Below are 14,084 nucleotides of genomic sequence, written 5' to 3' on the forward strand. Positions count from 1 at the left end.
CCCTCAGTCTGCCCCAGTACGATGAACGCATCATGACCGCCGTGTACGACTGCTCCGTCGAGAGCGAGCTGCTCGAGGGTCTGCGGGCGGCCCGCGGCGCCATCGGTCGCGGTGAGCTCATCGTGATGCCGACCGACACGGTCTACGGGCTCGCGGCCGACGCCTTCCGCCCCGCGGCCGTGCAGCGGCTCCTCGACGCGAAAGAGCGCGGGCGCGACGCCCCGCCGCCGGTGCTCATCCCCGGCATCCCCACCCTCAACGCCCTGGCCGAGTCCGTGCCCGAGGTCGTCGCGGCGCTCGTGAAGGAGTTCTGGCCGGGCGGCCTCACGGTCATCGTCGAGGCGCGCGAATCGCTCGCATGGGATCTCGGTGAGACCCGCGGCACCGTCGCGCTGCGCATGCCCGACAACCGGCACGCCCTGCACCTGCTCGCCGACACCGGCCCGCTCGCGGTGTCGAGCGCCAATATCAGCGGGATGCCCGCCGCGACGACCGCCGCTGACGCGCTCGCGATGCTCGGCGACCGGGTCAGCGTGTACCTCGACGGCGGCACCGTGGGCGGCGCGCTGCCCGCCGACGCCGACCCCGGCTCGACGATCGTCGATGCCACGAGCCTGCACCTCCCCGAGGGCAAACTGCGCATCATGCGCCACGGCGTGATCCCCGATGACGAGATCATCCGCGTCGTGGGCGCCGAGCTGGTGTCGTGACCTTCTACCTGCTCGTGGCCCTCATCGCGGGCCTCGTGAGCTTCGGCGCCTCGTGGGGGGTGCTGCGGCTGAGTCATCGGTTCAAGCTCTACCCGGGCATCCGGGAACGCGATGTGCACACGACGCCGACGCCGCGTCTCGGCGGCATCGCGATCGTGATCGGCATCGTCGTGGCTCTCGCCATCGCCTCGCAGATCAGCTGGTTCAACCTCGTCTACGCCGACCCCTTCCCGATCATCGCGATCGTCGCCTCGGCGCTCATCATGTTGGGGCTCGGGGTGGTCGACGATCTCTACGATCTCGACTGGATGACGAAGCTCGCGGGGCAGCTGCTCATCGCCGGTTTCCTCGCCTGGTCGAGCCTGCAGCTCACCTCGCTGCCGATCGGCCCCGATGGCGGCATCACCCTGCTCTCGCCGACGATGTCGCTCATCGTCACCGTTCTCGCGGTCGTGCTCGTGATGAACGCCGTCAACTTCATCGACGGCCTCGACGGTCTCGTCGCGGGCGTCACCCTCATCGCCGGAACGGTGTTCTTCATCTACAGCTACCTGCTGTCGATCGACACCGCGCAGTCGGCCTTCAACCTCGCCTCGCTCGTCATGGCCGTGCTGCTCGGCGCGACGGCGGGCTTCCTGCCCTTCAACTGGCACCCGGCCAAGATCTTCATGGGCGATGGGGGAGCCCTCGTGGTCGGCATGCTCATGGCCGTCTCGACGATCTCGGTCACGGGGCAGATCGACCCGGGCATCGACCGCAGCCAGCTCGTGCCGGCATTCATCCCGCTGCTGCTGCCGTTCGCGGTGCTCATCGTGCCGCTGCTCGACTTCGGGCTCGCGGTGCTGCGCCGCCTGCGCGCGGGAAAGTCGCCCTTCAGCGCCGATCGCAAGCACCTGCATCACCGGCTGCTCGACATGGGGCACTCGCACTTCCACGCCGTGCTCATCTTCTACGCCTGGACCGCCGTCGTGGCGTTCGGCGCGCTCCTCTTCCTGTTCTGGGCCTGGTGGTGGGCGCTCACGGCGATGGTCGTCGGGCTCATCGCCTGCACGCTCGTCACGCTCGCCCCGCTCAGCCGCCGCAAGCGCATCGAGGCGGTCGCGCAGTCGGCGCCCGAGGGCGAGGACGACCTCGCGCGATTCGATCCCCTGGATGCCGCTGCTCCCGATTCCCTCGACGAGGCCTCGCTCGAGGCGGATGCGGTCGCCACAGGCCTCCTCGATGCCCCGACCGCCACTGCCGATCCCGACCCCGCTCTCCGACCCGAGGAGTCCCGTTGACCCTGTCGCCCGACCCCCGCCCCTCGACCGCCGCTCCCGTTCTGCGCCGCGCCCTCGTCTACGGCGCTGGCCTCTCGTTCGCCATCGCGATCGTCGGCAGCGTGGCCGGGGCGCTCGTCGCCGAGCTGCCCGGCATGCTGAGCGCCCTCATCGGGGCCGGCATGGGGTTCGTGTTCCTGGGGCTGACGGCGGCGAGCATCCTGCTGGCCGATCGGGTCACCGGCAGCGACCTCCTCTCGCCCGCGTACTTCGGCATCGTCATCGGGGCGTGGATCCTCAAGTTCGTCGTGTTCCTCGCGCTCGTCTTCACGCTCCGCGACGCCGCCTTCGTCGAGCCCGTCGTGCTCTTCGTGTGCCTCGTCGCTGCGGTCATCGGCGGTCTCGTGACCGACATCATCGCCGTGACGCGGTCGCGGGTGCCCTACGTGAGCGACGTGCGGCTGCCGGGCAAGGACGAGATCCCCGACCTGTGATCGGGGTGCCCTGAGAGGCCCCTTCGAACGGCGGCCGATCGGCCGCCTCGCGTACGTCGGCGCCCGGTTCTCTTGGTAGGGTGGAGGAACCGCCGCCGATCGCCGCGAAGCCGACCGTTTCGCCCCGATGCTGGAGACTCCCCTGAGCGCTGCTGCCCTGATCCCCGTTCTCGCTTTCGCGACCACTCCGGCGACGGATGCTCCGGAATTCAAGGGCCCGTCGATCCTCGACTTCTTCCCGCCGGCCATCTTCTTCGAGGGCAACGAGTTCTTCGAGATGAACCGCATCATGCTGCTGCGGCTCGTGATCGTCGCCCTGATCTTCATCCTGTTCTGGCTCGGCACGCGCAAGATGCAGCTCGTCCCCGGCCGGTTCCAGGGCACGATCGAGATGGGTCTCGAGTTCGTGCGCAAGAGCATCGTCGAAGACCTGCTCGGGCAGAAAGACGGCAAGCGCTTCCTGCCGCTCATCACGACGATCTTCTTCCTCGTGCTGTTCATGAACCTCACCGGAATCGTGCCGGGCATCAACATCTCGGCGAACTCCGTCATCGGCATGCCGCTCGTGCTCGCCGTCGCGGCCTACATCGCCTTCATCTGGGCGGGCCTCCGCAAGCACCCGTGGGCCTTCCTCCGCAACGCGCTCTTCCCGCCCGGGGTTCCGCCGTTCCTCTACATCATCGTGACGCCGATCGAGTTCGTCTCGATGTTCGTGCTCCGGCCCGTCACGCTCACCCTCCGACTGCTCATGAACATGATCGTCGGCCACCTGCTGCTCGTGCTGTTCTTCTCGGCCACCGCCTTCTTCATGGTGGAGCTGGGCGGCTGGTGGATCGCCGCGAGCGCGGTGACCCTCGCGTTCGGCACGGCCTTCACATTCTTCGAGATCCTGGTCTCGGTGTTGCAGGCCTACGTCTTCGCCCTCCTGACCACTGTCTACATCCAGCTCGCGCTGGCGGACGAGCACTAGAAACGACCCTCCGGGCGCGCACCCGCACGCCCGGTTCCGATACGGAAGGAAACACCCCTCGTGGACGCAAACACGGTTCTCGCTGAGATCAACGGCAACATCGCGACCGTCGGCTACGGCCTCTCGGCCATCGGTGCCGGTATCGGCGTCGGCATCGTCGTCGGCAAGACGATCGAGTCGGTCGCCCGTCAGCCCGAGCTGCAGGGCCGCCTGACGGTGCTCATGTACATCGGTATCGCCTTCACCGAGGCGCTCGCGTTCATCGGCATCGCGACGTACTTCATCTTCACGAACTAGGGATTCCGTCATGCTCGCAGAGCTCATCATCGCGGCGGAAGAGACGCCGAACCCGCTGCTTCCGGCGTGGTACGACATCGTCTACTCGCTCATCCCCTTCATCCTCGTCCTGCTGCTCTTCTGGCGCGTGGTGCTTCCGCGCATGCAGAAGACGCTCGACGAGCGCGCCGCGCTCATCGAGGGCGGCATCGAGAAGGCGGAGTCGGCGCAGGCCGAGGCCAAGGCCGCCCTCGAGCAGTACAACGCACTGCTCGCCGAGGGGCGCGCCGAGGCGGCGAAGATCCGCGAGCAGGCTCGCGCGGAGGGCAACGCCATCCTCGCCGAGCTCAAGGAGGCCGCGCAGGTCGAAGCAGCGCGCGTCACCGCGACGGCTCAGCAGCAGATCGAGGCCGAGCGGCAGGCTGCGCTCGTCTCTCTGCGCGCCGAGGTCGGCTCGCTCGCGCTCGATCTCGCGAGCGGCGTGATCGGCGAGAGCCTTGCCGATGACAAGCGTGCGACCGCCCTGGTCGACCGGTTCCTCGCCGACCTCGAGAACGACGCGGCCACCTCGAAGAAGGCGGCCAAGTAGCGATGGGTTCCGCGACGCGCAGTGCGCTCCAGACGGCCCGCTCAGCGCTGGCCGCCGCGAAGGGCGTCGATCTGGCCACCGGCGAGCAGCTGCTCGCCGCTGCCCGCACGATCGGCGGCTCGACGCAGCTCCTCAGCGCGCTCGCCAACCCCTCGAGCGATGCCGCTGGCACGCGAGCGCTCGTCGCCGCGGTGTTCGGCGAGATCGGCCCCACCGCTCGCGACCTCATCGACGTCGTGGTGAGCAGCCGCTGGTCGAGCGGGGACGACCTGCTCGCGGGGCTCGAGGAGCTCGGCATCCGGGCCATCGCGGCCACGGCGACGGCACCCGGCGCGATCGAGGCCGAGCTGTTCGAGTTCGCGCGCGCCGTGACGTCGGATGCTGAGCTCGAGCTCGCTATCGGAAGCAAGCGCGACTCCGCCGCCGGCAAGCTCAGCCTCGTGCAGAGCCTGCTCGCCGGCAGCGCCTCGGCGCAGACGCTCGCGATCGCCGGTCACCTCGTGCAGCAGCCGCGCGGCCGCCGGATCGGCGAGCTCGTGCGCAGCGCCGCGGCCACCGTGGCCGACACCGCCGGCAAGGGCGTCGCCACCGTCACGGTCGCGCGTCCGCTCTCGGCGGCGCAGCTCTCGGCGGTGACGGCGAGCATCGCGCGCCGCTACGGGCGCGAGCACGTCGTCAACCAGGTCGTCGACGCCTCCCTCGTGGGCGGCGTGCGCGTGCAGGTCGGTGACGAGGTCATCGACGGAAGCATCGCCTCGCGACTGGCCGATGTGAAGCTTCAGCTCGCCGGTTAGGCGCAGCCCACCAGATACCAGACGAGCAGCCGCAGGGCCGCTCGAACGAAAAGGGAAGAACATGGCAGAACTCACGATCAGCCCGGATGAGATCCGCGACGCGCTGAAGAACTTCGCGAAGTCCTACGCCCCCGGCAAGGCCGCCGCCACCGAGGTGGGTCACGTCATCGACGCCGCCGACGGCATCGCGCACGTCGAGGGTCTGCCCGGCGTCATGGCGAACGAGCTCATCCGCTTCTCCGACGGCACCCTGGGCCTCGCCCAGAACCTCGACGAGAACGAGATCGGCGTCGTCGTGCTCGGCGAGTTCACGGGCATCGTCGAGGGCATGGAGGTCACCCGCACGGGAGAGGTGCTCTCGGTCCCTGTCGGAGACGCCTACCTCGGTCGCGTCGTCGACCCGCTCGGCGCGCCCATCGACGGCCTCGGTGAGATCGCGAGCGAGGGTCGCCGCGCCCTCGAGCTGCAGGCCCCCGGCGTCATGCAGCGCAAGAGCGTGCACGAGCCGCTGCAGACCGGCATCAAGGCGATCGACGCCATGATCCCTGTCGGCCGCGGTCAGCGCCAGCTGATCATCGGCGACCGCCAGACCGGTAAGACGGCCATCGCGATCGACACGATCATCAACCAAAAGGCCAACTGGGAGTCGGGCGACACGAACAAGCAGGTTCGCTGCATCTACGTCGCCATCGGCCAGAAGGGCTCGACGATCGCGGCCGTGAAGGGCGCGCTCGAAGAGGCCGGCGCCATGGAGTACACGACGATCGTCGCCGCTCCCGCCTCCGACCCCGCCGGCTTCAAGTACCTCGCCCCTTACACCGGCTCGGCCATCGGCCAGCACTGGATGTACGGCGGCAAGCATGTGCTCATCATCTTCGACGACCTGTCGAAGCAGGCCGAGGCCTACCGCGCCGTCTCGCTGCTGCTGCGCCGCCCGCCGGGGCGCGAGGCCTACCCGGGTGACGTCTTCTACTTGCACTCCCGCCTGCTCGAGCGTTGCGCCAAGCTCTCGGACGAGCTCGGCGCGGGCTCGATGACCGGTCTGCCGATCATCGAGACGAAGGCCAACGACGTCTCGGCATACATCCCGACCAACGTGATCTCGATCACCGACGGTCAGATCTTCCTGCAGTCCGACCTCTTCAACGCGAACCAGCGCCCCGCGGTCGACGTGGGTATCTCGGTCTCGCGCGTCGGTGGCGATGCGCAGGTCAAGAGCATCAAGAAGGTCTCCGGCACCTTGAAGCTCGAGCTCGCGCAGTACCGCTCGCTGCAGGCGTTCGCGATGTTCGCGAGCGACCTCGATGCGGCCAGCCGTCGTCAGCTCTCGCGCGGCGCCCGCCTGACCGAGCTGCTCAAGCAGCCGCAGTACTCGCCGTACCCGGTCGAGGAGCAGGTCGTCTCGATCTGGGCCGGCACCAAGGGCAAGCTCGACACGGTCGACGTCGACGATGTCCTGCGCTTCGAGGCCGAGCTGCTCGACCACCTCCGTCGCAACACCTCGATCCTCACGACGCTGCGCGAGACCAACGTGCTCGACGACGCGACCGAGGCCGAGCTCGAGAAGGCCGTCGACGCGTTCGTCGTCGCCTTCCAGGGCGGCGAGGAAGGCGGCGTGCACGCCGGTCACGAGGAGTTCGAGGCCGTCGAGGCCGAGGACATCAACCAGGAGAAGATCGTCCGCCGCAAGCGGTAGGCCGTCGGGCGCGAACGCGCCCGACCCTCTTCCCGACCGATATCGACAGCACCGACCAAGAAACGGAACCATCACATGGGAGCGCAACTTCGGGTCTACCGGCAGAAGATCCGTTCTGCCCAGACGACCAAGAAGATCACGCGCGCGATGGAGCTCATCTCCGCCTCGCGGATCCAGAAGGCGCAGGCGCGGATGGCGGCATCCGGCCCGTACGCGCGCGCGGTGACGCGCGCGGTCTCCGCCGTCGCCACCTACTCGAACGTCGACCACGTGCTGACGACCGAGCGGGAGAACCCGTCGCGCGCGGCCGTGGTGGTCTTCACCTCCGACCGCGGGCTCGCGGGTGCCTTCAGCTCGCAGGCGATCCGTGAGGCGAACGAGCTGCGGACGCGCTTGGAGGAGGAGGGCCGCGAGGTCGTCACCTACCTCATCGGGCGCAAGGCCGTGTCGTACTACGCCTTCCGTCGCCGCGCGGTCGAGAAGGCCTGGACGGGCAACACCGACCAGCCGGAGTTCTCGACTGCGAAGGAGATCGCCGACACTCTGGTCGAGGCGTTCGTGCGCGGCGGTGCAGACGGCGGTGTCGACGAGATCCACATCGTGTACAACCGCTTCGTGAGCCTGGTGACGCAGACGCCCGAGATCGTGCGCGTGCTGCCCCTCGAGGTCGTCGACGGCGTCGACGAGCCGGGGGAGAACGATGTGCTGCCGCTCTACGAGTTCGAGCCCGAGGTCGACAACGTGCTCGACGCGCTGCTGCCGGTGTACATCGAGAGTCGCATCTTCAACGCCATGCTGCAGTCGGCCGCCTCGGAGCACGCCGCCCGGCAGAAGGCGATGAAGTCGGCGAGCGACAACGCCGACAAGCTCATCACCGACTACACCCGTCTGGCGAACAACGCCCGCCAGGCGGAGATCACCCAGCAGATTTCCGAGATCGTCGGCGGCGCCGACGCTCTCGGTTCGAAGTAGCTGCGGCTCGACCGCGCACCGACACACACAGAGACGACAGGAAGAGAAACCATGGCTACCGCAACCAAGAAGGCCCCGGCCGCGAAGGCTGCCTCGGCAGGAGTCGGACGCATCGCCCGCGTGACCGGCCCGGTCGTCGACATCGAGTTCCCGCACGATGCCATCCCGGGCATCTACAACGCGCTCTCGACCACGATCACGATCGGCGACACCTCGAGCGAACTGATCCTCGAGGTCGCGCAGCACCTCGGCGACGACCTCGTCCGTGCGATCGCGCTGAAGCCGACGGACGGCCTCGTCCGCGGTCAGGACGTGCACGACACCGGCTCGCCCATCACGGTCCCGGTCGGCGACGTCACCAAGGGCAAGGTCTTCAACGTCACCGGTGAGGTGCTCAACGGCGCCCCGGGGGAGACCATCGAGGTCAGCGAGCGCTGGCCGATCCACCGCAAGCCCCCGGCATTCGACCAGCTCGAGTCGAAGACCCAGCTCTTCGAGACCGGCATCAAGGTCATCGACCTGCTCACGCCCTACGTGCTCGGCGGAAAGATCGGCCTCTTCGGCGGTGCCGGCGTCGGCAAGACCGTCCTGATCCAGGAGATGATCCAGCGCGTCGCCCAGGACCACGGCGGTGTGTCGGTGTTCGCCGGTGTCGGCGAGCGCACCCGTGAGGGCAACGACCTCATCCACGAGATGGAGGAGGCGGGCGTCTTCGACAAGACCGCCCTCGTGTTCGGCCAGATGGACGAGCCGCCCGGAACGCGTCTTCGCGTCGCGCTCTCCGCGCTCACGATGGCGGAGTACTTCCGCGACGTGCAGAACCAGGACGTGCTGCTCTTCATCGACAACATCTTCCGCTTCACCCAGGCCGGTTCCGAGGTGTCGACGCTGCTCGGCCGCATGCCGTCGGCCGTGGGCTACCAGCCGAACCTCGCCGATGAGATGGGCATCCTCCAGGAGCGCATCACCTCGACGCGCGGTCACTCGATCACGTCGCTGCAGGCCATCTACGTGCCGGCCGACGACTACACCGACCCGGCCCCGGCGACGACCTTCGCGCACCTCGATGCGACGACCGAGCTGAGCCGCGAGATCGCCTCGAAGGGCCTCTACCCGGCCGTCGACCCGCTGACCTCGACGAGCCGCATCCTCGACCCGCTCTACATCGGTGAGGACCACTACCGCGTCGCGACGACCGTCAAGCAGATCCTCCAGAAGAACAAGGAGCTGCAGGAGATCATCGCCATCCTCGGCGTCGACGAGCTCTCGGAAGAGGACAAGATCACGGTGTCGCGTGCGCGCCGCATCCAGCAGTTCCTCTCGCAGAACACCTACATGGCGAAGAAGTTCACCGGTGTCGAGGGCTCGACCGTTCCGCTGAAGGACACCATCGAGTCCTTCGACGCGATCGCGAAGGGCGAGTTCGACCACGTCGCCGAGCAGGCCTTCTTCAACGTCGGCGCGATCAGCGATGTCGAAGAGCGCTGGGCGCAGATCCAGAAGGAGAACGGCTGATCATGGCCGAACTCACGGTGAGCGTCGTCTCGGCCGACCGGGAGGTGTGGTCCGGCGCGGCGAAGCAGATCGTCGCGCGGACCACCGAGGGCGAGATCGGCATCCTGCCCGGTCATGAGCCGCTGCTCGGCATCCTCAGCGCTGGCGAGGTGCGCATCACACCGACCGAGGGTGCGGTGATCGTCGCGCAGGCGGAGGACGGCTTCCTCTCCGTCGAGAACGACACCGTGACGATCGTCGCGGGTGCCGCCGCGCTCGTCTAGCGCTGTGCGGGCGTAACGCCGTGCTCGTCGCCATGGCGGGCTTGCCCGGTTCGGGCAAGAGCACTGTCGCCGAGGAGCTCGCGGGCATCATCGGCGTGCCGGTGGTCTCGGTCGATCCGCTCGAGTCGGCGATCTTGCGCGCCGGGATCGACGCCGACCAGCCGACCGGGCTCGCGGCGTACCTGGTGGCGGAGACGATCGTCGACGTCGTGCTGCGGTCGGGCCAAGGGGTGATCGTCGACGCCGTCAATGCGGTGGCGCCGGCTCGCGATCAGTGGGTGCTGCTCGGAGCGCGTCTCGGGGTCGACGTGCGCTTCATCGAGACCGTCTGCACCGATGTGAGCCTGCACCGCCGCCGCCTCGAAGAGCGACGACGCGATCTGCTGCACATCGCCGAGCCGACCTGGCACGCTGTCGAGCAGAGCCTCGACGAGTACGCTCCCTGGTCGGGTCTCGCCGAGTCGCGCCCGCGGCTCACGCTCGACACGGTCGCACCCGTGCCCCAGCTCGTCGAGCAGGCCGTCCGTTTCCTGCGCGCCTGATGCTATTCCTACTGCCCCCCTCCGAGACGAAGCGCGACGGAGGTTCGGGCCCCGTGCTCGCCCTCGATGCGCTCTCGCATACCGCACTCACGGATGCCCGGCGCGAGGTGCTCGCAGCCCTGACCGCGCTCGCGGATGATGCCGAGGGTGCGCGTCGAGCGCTCAAGCTGGGGGAGAAGGCGGCCGCGGTCGAACTCGCCCGCAACCGTGGCATCGCGGGGAGCCCGACGATGCCGGCGATCGAGCGCTACACCGGGGTGCTCTACGACGCGCTGGGCGTGCAGGACTGGGCAGAGGATGCGCGCGACCGGGCATCCCGCCACCTCGCGGTGCACTCGGCGCTCTTCGGGCTCCTGGGCGCCGACGATCCGATTCCGGCCTACCGGCTCTCGCACGACACTCGCCTGCCCGGCATCCGTCTTCGAGCGCACTGGGCTGCCGCGAATGCCGCTGTTCTGGCAGCCGTCGATGGACCGATCGTCGACCTTCGTTCGGAAGGCTACGCCGCGCTCGGCCCGCTGCCCGAGCGCCCGGATGCGGTATTCGTGCGGGTGGTCGCGGTCGGCGACGACGGCGTGGCGCGCGCCCTCAACCACTTCAACAAGAAGGGCAAGGGCGAGTTCGTGCGCGCTCTTCTCACCGCCGGCGCCGTGCCAGAGACCATCGATGGGCTGTGTGCCGCGGCGACGGCGCTGGGCTGGCCGTTGCGGCGGTCGGGGGATGCGGAGCTGGAGCTCGTCGTCCCGGGAACCCTGCCGCCGCGCTGAGCGGGAGACCGGTCAGCCGGCGCGCCAGCAGCCCGCGACATGGTCGTCGACGAGCCCCGCGGACTGCATGAGGGCGTAGGCCGTGGTCGGTCCGACGAAGCGCAGGCCCCGGTTCTTGAGAGCACGGGCGAGTGCCTGCGATTCCGCTGTCTGTGCAGGAATCTCGGCGAGTCGGGCGGGCCGTTCGGTGCGCGAGGCGGGGCGGTGCGACCAGATGAGGGAGTCCAGGGCACCCGGCTCCGCATCGAGCCAGTCGACGAGCATCCGAGCATTGGCGATCGTCGCGGCGATCTTCGCTCGATTGCGGATGATGCCGTCGTCAGCCATGAGGCGAGCCACGTCGTCGTCGCCGTACGCGGCGATGCGGTGCCAGTCGAACCCGTCGAACGCCCGACGGAAGCCCTCGCGCCGTCGCAGGATCGTGATCCACGACAGGCCGCTCTGGAAGGCTTCGAGGGTGAGCTTCTCGAACAGGGGCCGATCGCCCCGCAGCGTGACGCCCCATTCCTCATCGTGATACCGGGCGTACAGGTCGTCGGCACCGACCCAGGCGCACCGCGCCCGCCCATCGCCTGCGACCCGCACTGATTCTGTCGTCATCGGTGAGCGATGCCTTCATGGTCGAGCAGCCACACCTTCGTGGGGATTCCGTCGCCCGCGCTGTAGCCCGTGATGCGCGCGTCGCTCGCGAGCACGCGGTGGCAGGGGATGAGCAGCGGCACGGGGTTCGCCCCCACCGCGCCCCCCACCGCGCGGCCCGCGGTCGCGCGACCAGTGGCGCGCCCGAGCTCGCCGTAGCCGCGCACTTCGCCAAACGGGATCTCGCGGAGCTGCTGCCAGATCGTCTCCTGGAAGGGGGTGCCCGCGACCCGGACCGGCACAGTGAAGGCGGTGCGGCTACCGGCGAAGTACTCGCCGAGCTCGGTCGCCGCACGATGCAGCACGGGGGTGGGGGAGTCTGCCCGGCCATCGGTCGAGAGCCGCCCCTCGGTCGCGATCTCGAGCCGCGTCACGGCGTGCTGGTCGCCGTGCAGAGCGATGCGGCCCAGGGGGGAGTCGAGGGTGAGCAGGCCGTCGGGGGAAGCGGTGCGGGGGGTCATGATCCGAGGCTAACGCCAGCGGGCATCCGGCCACTGGCGGCTTTCCGCCACGGGGATGACGGCACTGCGCGCTCGACGGGGGAGGATAGGAGGATGACTGCGATGCCGCTGCGCCCCCTCGGGGACTCCGATCTTCTCGTCTCGGCCGTCGGCCTCGGCTGCAACAACTTCGGGCGGCCCGGCGCCGCGACCGAGGACCAGAGCGGAACCGACCGCGTGCTGCACGCCGCGATCGATCACGGCATCACGCTCCTCGACACCGCGGAGATGTACGGGTACGAGCACGGCCGCAGCGAGCGCATGATGGGCGCCGCCCTCGTGGGCCGTCGCGATCGTGTCGTGCTCGCGACGAAGTTCGGTCACGCCGAGTTCCCGAACCCGGATCTGCGGGGCGTGCCGCACGGCTCGCGCGCGTACATTCGGGCCGCCGTCGAGGGATCGCTGCGCCGGCTCCGCACCGACCACATCGATCTCTACCAGCTGCACACGCCCGATCCGGCGACGCCGATCGAGCACACCCTCGCGGCGCTGCACGAGCTCGTCGATGAGGGCAAGGTGCGCTACCTCGGTCATTCGAACTTCTCTGCCGCCCAGGTCGACGAGGCCGCGGCGAGCGCGGCGGAGTCCGGGCATCCTCGGTTCATCTCGGCTCAGAACGAATACAGCCTGCTCGTGCGCGAGCCCGACGCCGATCTGCTGCCCGCGCTCGCGCGCCACGGGCTCGGGCTGCTTCCGTACTTTCCGCTCGCGAACGGGCTCTTCACGGGCAAGTTCTCGCGCGAGGGCGGGCCCAGCGACTCGCGCATCATGCGTCAGCGGCCGCACATCGTCGACGACGCGCCCTGGGATGCGATCGAGGCCTTCGCGGCGCTGTGCGCCGAGCGCGGCATCGGGATGCTCGAGGGCACGATCGGCTGGCTGCTGAGCCGCCCGACGATGGCCTCGGTGATCGCCGGGGCGACGACGGTCGAGCAGATCGCTCAGAACGCCGCTGCCGCCTCAGCGTGGGCTCCCGACGTCGAGGCGCTCGCGCGCATCGACGCGCTCTTCCCGTCCGGAGCCTGAGCCCTACTCGCTCGTCTCCAGCCGTTGCGGGTCGATGTTGAGGTCTTTGTCGAGGGCCGCGGCCTGCTCGTTGAGCGCGGTGAACTCGTCGACCAGGTCGTTGTAGGCGTCGACCTTGGCATTCGTCGCGTCGATCGCGGCTGAGAGCGCTGACTGCCGGTCGACGAGCGACTGCCGGTCGCGCTCGAAGGCCGACTGGCTCGTGTAGCCGCCGGGTCGGGAAGCCCGCTCGTTGAAGGCGGCGATGTCGGCTTCGAGCACGGCGGCAGACTGCTCGGCCGCCGCTTGCTCGGCATCGATCTCGGCGGCGAGCCGGGCGAGCTCGGTGCTCAACCGGTCGAGCTCCGCCTCGAGCTCGAGGAAGATCGCTTCGACCTGCTTCCACAGCGCGACGACCGTCGTCCGGTCGTCGAAGAACTGCGCGTAGTGCTCCTCGAGCACCGGGGGTATCTCGCTCAGCTCGGTGCCCACGATCGCGTACAGCTCGGGGATGCGGGAGGCGGGGTCGAAGTCCTCGTACGCGGCGATGCGCTCGACGAGCTCGCTCTCGGGCCCGACCGCGGCGAAGGCCTCTTCGAGCGGTGCCGCGAGCGCCGCCTGTTCCTCGGGCGTGAGGCGATCCCACGCGGCGTGCAGCATCTCGTGCGCGGCGACGACGACTTCGAAGGCGTCGAGGTCGGGGTTGGTGATGTCGTACAGGTAGATGCGGCCATCCGCCAGGGTGTAGCAGCCGAGCACCCCGATGTCCGGCTCATCGCGCGAGCACACCGCGTCGAAGGCGTCGCCCGGCACGACCTCGGGCGTGCTGGCGTAGAACAGGAAGCGTCCGCGCTCGCTCATCGCGGCGCGCGTCGCATACCCCGAGATCGCCGGAGTTGCGTCGTACTGCCACACCGTGACCGCGTCCGTGACCGCGCGGGGGTTCGCGACCGCCCAGCCGGCGGAGGCGAGCACCGCCGACTGCGCGAGGATGCACACTGCGGCGACGCCGATCAGGATGCCGCGGCCGATGCGGGCGCCGCGCGAGCGCACCGCGGCGGGCGCGGCGGAGGGCTCGAGATCGGTCATGGAA

The 14,084-nt window shown here is 69.1% G+C and carries 17 protein-coding genes; 14 read left to right on the forward strand and 3 right to left on the reverse strand.

Going from position 1 to position 14,084, the window contains the following annotated elements; translation table 11 throughout:
• Nucleotides 1-32: 32 nt before the first annotated feature.
• From ACTIE9_RS00945 to ACTIE9_RS01005, 13 genes are all read left to right on the forward strand, one after another.
• On the forward strand, nucleotides 33-710 hold the full coding sequence (locus tag ACTIE9_RS00945) for an L-threonylcarbamoyladenylate synthase (protein WP_439563693.1): 678 nt from the start codon (nucleotides 33-35) through the stop codon (nucleotides 708-710).
• On the forward strand, nucleotides 707-1,990 hold the full coding sequence (locus ACTIE9_RS00950) for an MraY family glycosyltransferase (RefSeq protein ID WP_439563694.1): 1,284 nt from the start codon (nucleotides 707-709) through the stop codon (nucleotides 1,988-1,990). Before ACTIE9_RS00945 ends, ACTIE9_RS00950 begins: the two co-directional genes overlap by 4 nt.
• A complete protein-coding gene (locus tag ACTIE9_RS00955; RefSeq protein ID WP_439563695.1) occupies nucleotides 1,987-2,463 on the forward strand; it encodes a hypothetical protein in 477 nt (158 codons plus the stop codon). The genes ACTIE9_RS00950 and ACTIE9_RS00955 overlap by 4 nt, the downstream gene beginning before the upstream one ends.
• A gap of 127 nt (nucleotides 2,464-2,590) precedes the next feature.
• Nucleotides 2,591-3,433: a F0F1 ATP synthase subunit A gene (gene atpB, locus ACTIE9_RS00960; protein WP_439563696.1), complete on the forward strand. Its 843-nt coding sequence runs from the start codon at nucleotides 2,591-2,593 to the stop codon at nucleotides 3,431-3,433.
• A gap of 60 nt (nucleotides 3,434-3,493) precedes the next feature.
• Nucleotides 3,494-3,730, forward strand: a complete 237-nt coding sequence (atpE, locus tag ACTIE9_RS00965; RefSeq protein ID WP_047569154.1) for an ATP synthase F0 subunit C — start codon at nucleotides 3,494-3,496, stop codon at nucleotides 3,728-3,730.
• A gap of 10 nt (nucleotides 3,731-3,740) precedes the next feature.
• On the forward strand, nucleotides 3,741-4,298 hold the full coding sequence (locus tag ACTIE9_RS00970; protein ID WP_439563697.1) for a F0F1 ATP synthase subunit B: 558 nt from the start codon (nucleotides 3,741-3,743) through the stop codon (nucleotides 4,296-4,298).
• 2 nt (nucleotides 4,299-4,300) lie between these two features.
• A complete protein-coding gene (locus tag ACTIE9_RS00975; protein WP_439563698.1) occupies nucleotides 4,301-5,092 on the forward strand; it encodes a F0F1 ATP synthase subunit delta in 792 nt (263 codons plus the stop codon).
• A 61-nt stretch (nucleotides 5,093-5,153) separates the two neighbouring features.
• Entirely contained in the window at nucleotides 5,154-6,788 is a 1,635-nt protein-coding gene (gene atpA, locus ACTIE9_RS00980; protein WP_439563699.1) for a F0F1 ATP synthase subunit alpha, read from the forward strand.
• A gap of 75 nt (nucleotides 6,789-6,863) precedes the next feature.
• Complete coding sequence (locus ACTIE9_RS00985; protein WP_439563700.1) at nucleotides 6,864-7,760, forward strand: F0F1 ATP synthase subunit gamma; 897 nt, start codon at nucleotides 6,864-6,866, stop codon at nucleotides 7,758-7,760.
• 51 nt (nucleotides 7,761-7,811) lie between these two features.
• Entirely contained in the window at nucleotides 7,812-9,275 is a 1,464-nt protein-coding gene (atpD, locus tag ACTIE9_RS00990; protein ID WP_439563701.1) for a F0F1 ATP synthase subunit beta, read from the forward strand.
• Between the two features lie 2 nt (nucleotides 9,276-9,277).
• Nucleotides 9,278-9,538 carry a F0F1 ATP synthase subunit epsilon gene (locus tag ACTIE9_RS00995; protein ID WP_439563702.1) on the forward strand — a complete coding sequence of 87 codons (261 nt, stop codon included), beginning with the start codon at nucleotides 9,278-9,280 and terminating at the stop codon, nucleotides 9,536-9,538.
• A gap of 20 nt (nucleotides 9,539-9,558) precedes the next feature.
• Nucleotides 9,559-10,080: an AAA family ATPase gene (locus tag ACTIE9_RS01000; protein WP_439563703.1), complete on the forward strand. Its 522-nt coding sequence runs from the start codon at nucleotides 9,559-9,561 to the stop codon at nucleotides 10,078-10,080.
• Nucleotides 10,080-10,847 carry a YaaA family protein gene (locus ACTIE9_RS01005; protein ID WP_439563704.1) on the forward strand — a complete coding sequence of 256 codons (768 nt, stop codon included), beginning with the start codon at nucleotides 10,080-10,082 and terminating at the stop codon, nucleotides 10,845-10,847. Before ACTIE9_RS01000 ends, ACTIE9_RS01005 begins: the two co-directional genes overlap by 1 nt.
• Before the next feature lie 12 nt (nucleotides 10,848-10,859).
• On the opposite strand, the gene ACTIE9_RS01010 is transcribed toward ACTIE9_RS01005, so the two are convergent.
• Together ACTIE9_RS01010 and ACTIE9_RS01015 are read right to left on the reverse strand one after the other, a co-directional pair.
• Nucleotides 10,860-11,447, reverse strand: coding sequence for a DNA-3-methyladenine glycosylase I (locus ACTIE9_RS01010; RefSeq protein WP_439563705.1), 588 nt, complete (start codon nucleotides 11,445-11,447; stop codon nucleotides 10,860-10,862).
• Nucleotides 11,444-11,947, reverse strand: coding sequence for a methylated-DNA--[protein]-cysteine S-methyltransferase (locus ACTIE9_RS01015; RefSeq protein WP_439563706.1), 504 nt, complete (start codon nucleotides 11,945-11,947; stop codon nucleotides 11,444-11,446). The genes ACTIE9_RS01010 and ACTIE9_RS01015 overlap by 4 nt, the downstream gene beginning before the upstream one ends.
• 93 nt (nucleotides 11,948-12,040) lie before the next feature.
• On the opposite strand from ACTIE9_RS01015, the gene ACTIE9_RS01020 reads away from it, so the two are divergent.
• Nucleotides 12,041-13,012, forward strand: a complete 972-nt coding sequence (locus ACTIE9_RS01020) for an aldo/keto reductase (RefSeq protein ID WP_439563707.1) — start codon at nucleotides 12,041-12,043, stop codon at nucleotides 13,010-13,012.
• 3 nt (nucleotides 13,013-13,015) lie between these two features.
• On the opposite strand, the gene ACTIE9_RS01025 is transcribed toward ACTIE9_RS01020, so the two are convergent.
• Nucleotides 13,016-14,080 carry a hypothetical protein gene (locus ACTIE9_RS01025; protein WP_439563708.1) on the reverse strand — a complete coding sequence of 355 codons (1,065 nt, stop codon included), beginning with the start codon at nucleotides 14,078-14,080 and terminating at the stop codon, nucleotides 13,016-13,018.
• Between the last annotated feature and the right edge of the window lie 4 nt (nucleotides 14,081-14,084).

The sequence above is a fragment of the Microcella sp. genome (assembly GCF_051860105.1).
In the GTDB taxonomy this organism is placed as follows: Bacteria; Actinomycetota; Actinomycetes; order Actinomycetales; family Microbacteriaceae; genus Microcella.

Excerpts from the sequence above, each read along its gene's own strand:
- ACTIE9_RS00945 (WP_439563693.1), top strand. The coding sequence starts at position 33 with ATGACCGCCGTGTACGACTGCTCCGTCGAGAGCGAGCTGCTCGAGGGT.
- atpB (WP_439563696.1), top strand. The coding sequence starts at position 2,591 with ATGCTGGAGACTCCCCTGAGCGCTGCTGCCCTGATCCCCGTTCTCGCT.
- ACTIE9_RS00970 (WP_439563697.1), top strand. The coding sequence starts at position 3,741 with ATGCTCGCAGAGCTCATCATCGCGGCGGAAGAGACGCCGAACCCGCTG.
- ACTIE9_RS00975 (WP_439563698.1), top strand. The coding sequence starts at position 4,301 with ATGGGTTCCGCGACGCGCAGTGCGCTCCAGACGGCCCGCTCAGCGCTG.
- atpA (WP_439563699.1), top strand. The coding sequence starts at position 5,154 with ATGGCAGAACTCACGATCAGCCCGGATGAGATCCGCGACGCGCTGAAG.
- ACTIE9_RS00985 (WP_439563700.1), top strand. The coding sequence starts at position 6,864 with ATGGGAGCGCAACTTCGGGTCTACCGGCAGAAGATCCGTTCTGCCCAG.
- atpD (WP_439563701.1), top strand. The coding sequence starts at position 7,812 with ATGGCTACCGCAACCAAGAAGGCCCCGGCCGCGAAGGCTGCCTCGGCA.
- ACTIE9_RS00995 (WP_439563702.1), top strand. The coding sequence starts at position 9,278 with ATGGCCGAACTCACGGTGAGCGTCGTCTCGGCCGACCGGGAGGTGTGG.
- ACTIE9_RS01005 (WP_439563704.1), top strand. The coding sequence starts at position 10,080 with ATGCTATTCCTACTGCCCCCCTCCGAGACGAAGCGCGACGGAGGTTCG.
- ACTIE9_RS01010 (WP_439563705.1), bottom strand. The coding sequence starts at position 11,447 with ATGACGACAGAATCAGTGCGGGTCGCAGGCGATGGGCGGGCGCGGTGC.
- ACTIE9_RS01015 (WP_439563706.1), bottom strand. The coding sequence starts at position 11,947 with ATGACCCCCCGCACCGCTTCCCCCGACGGCCTGCTCACCCTCGACTCC.
- ACTIE9_RS01020 (WP_439563707.1), top strand. The coding sequence starts at position 12,041 with ATGACTGCGATGCCGCTGCGCCCCCTCGGGGACTCCGATCTTCTCGTC.
- ACTIE9_RS01025 (WP_439563708.1), bottom strand. The coding sequence starts at position 14,080 with ATGACCGATCTCGAGCCCTCCGCCGCGCCCGCCGCGGTGCGCTCGCGC.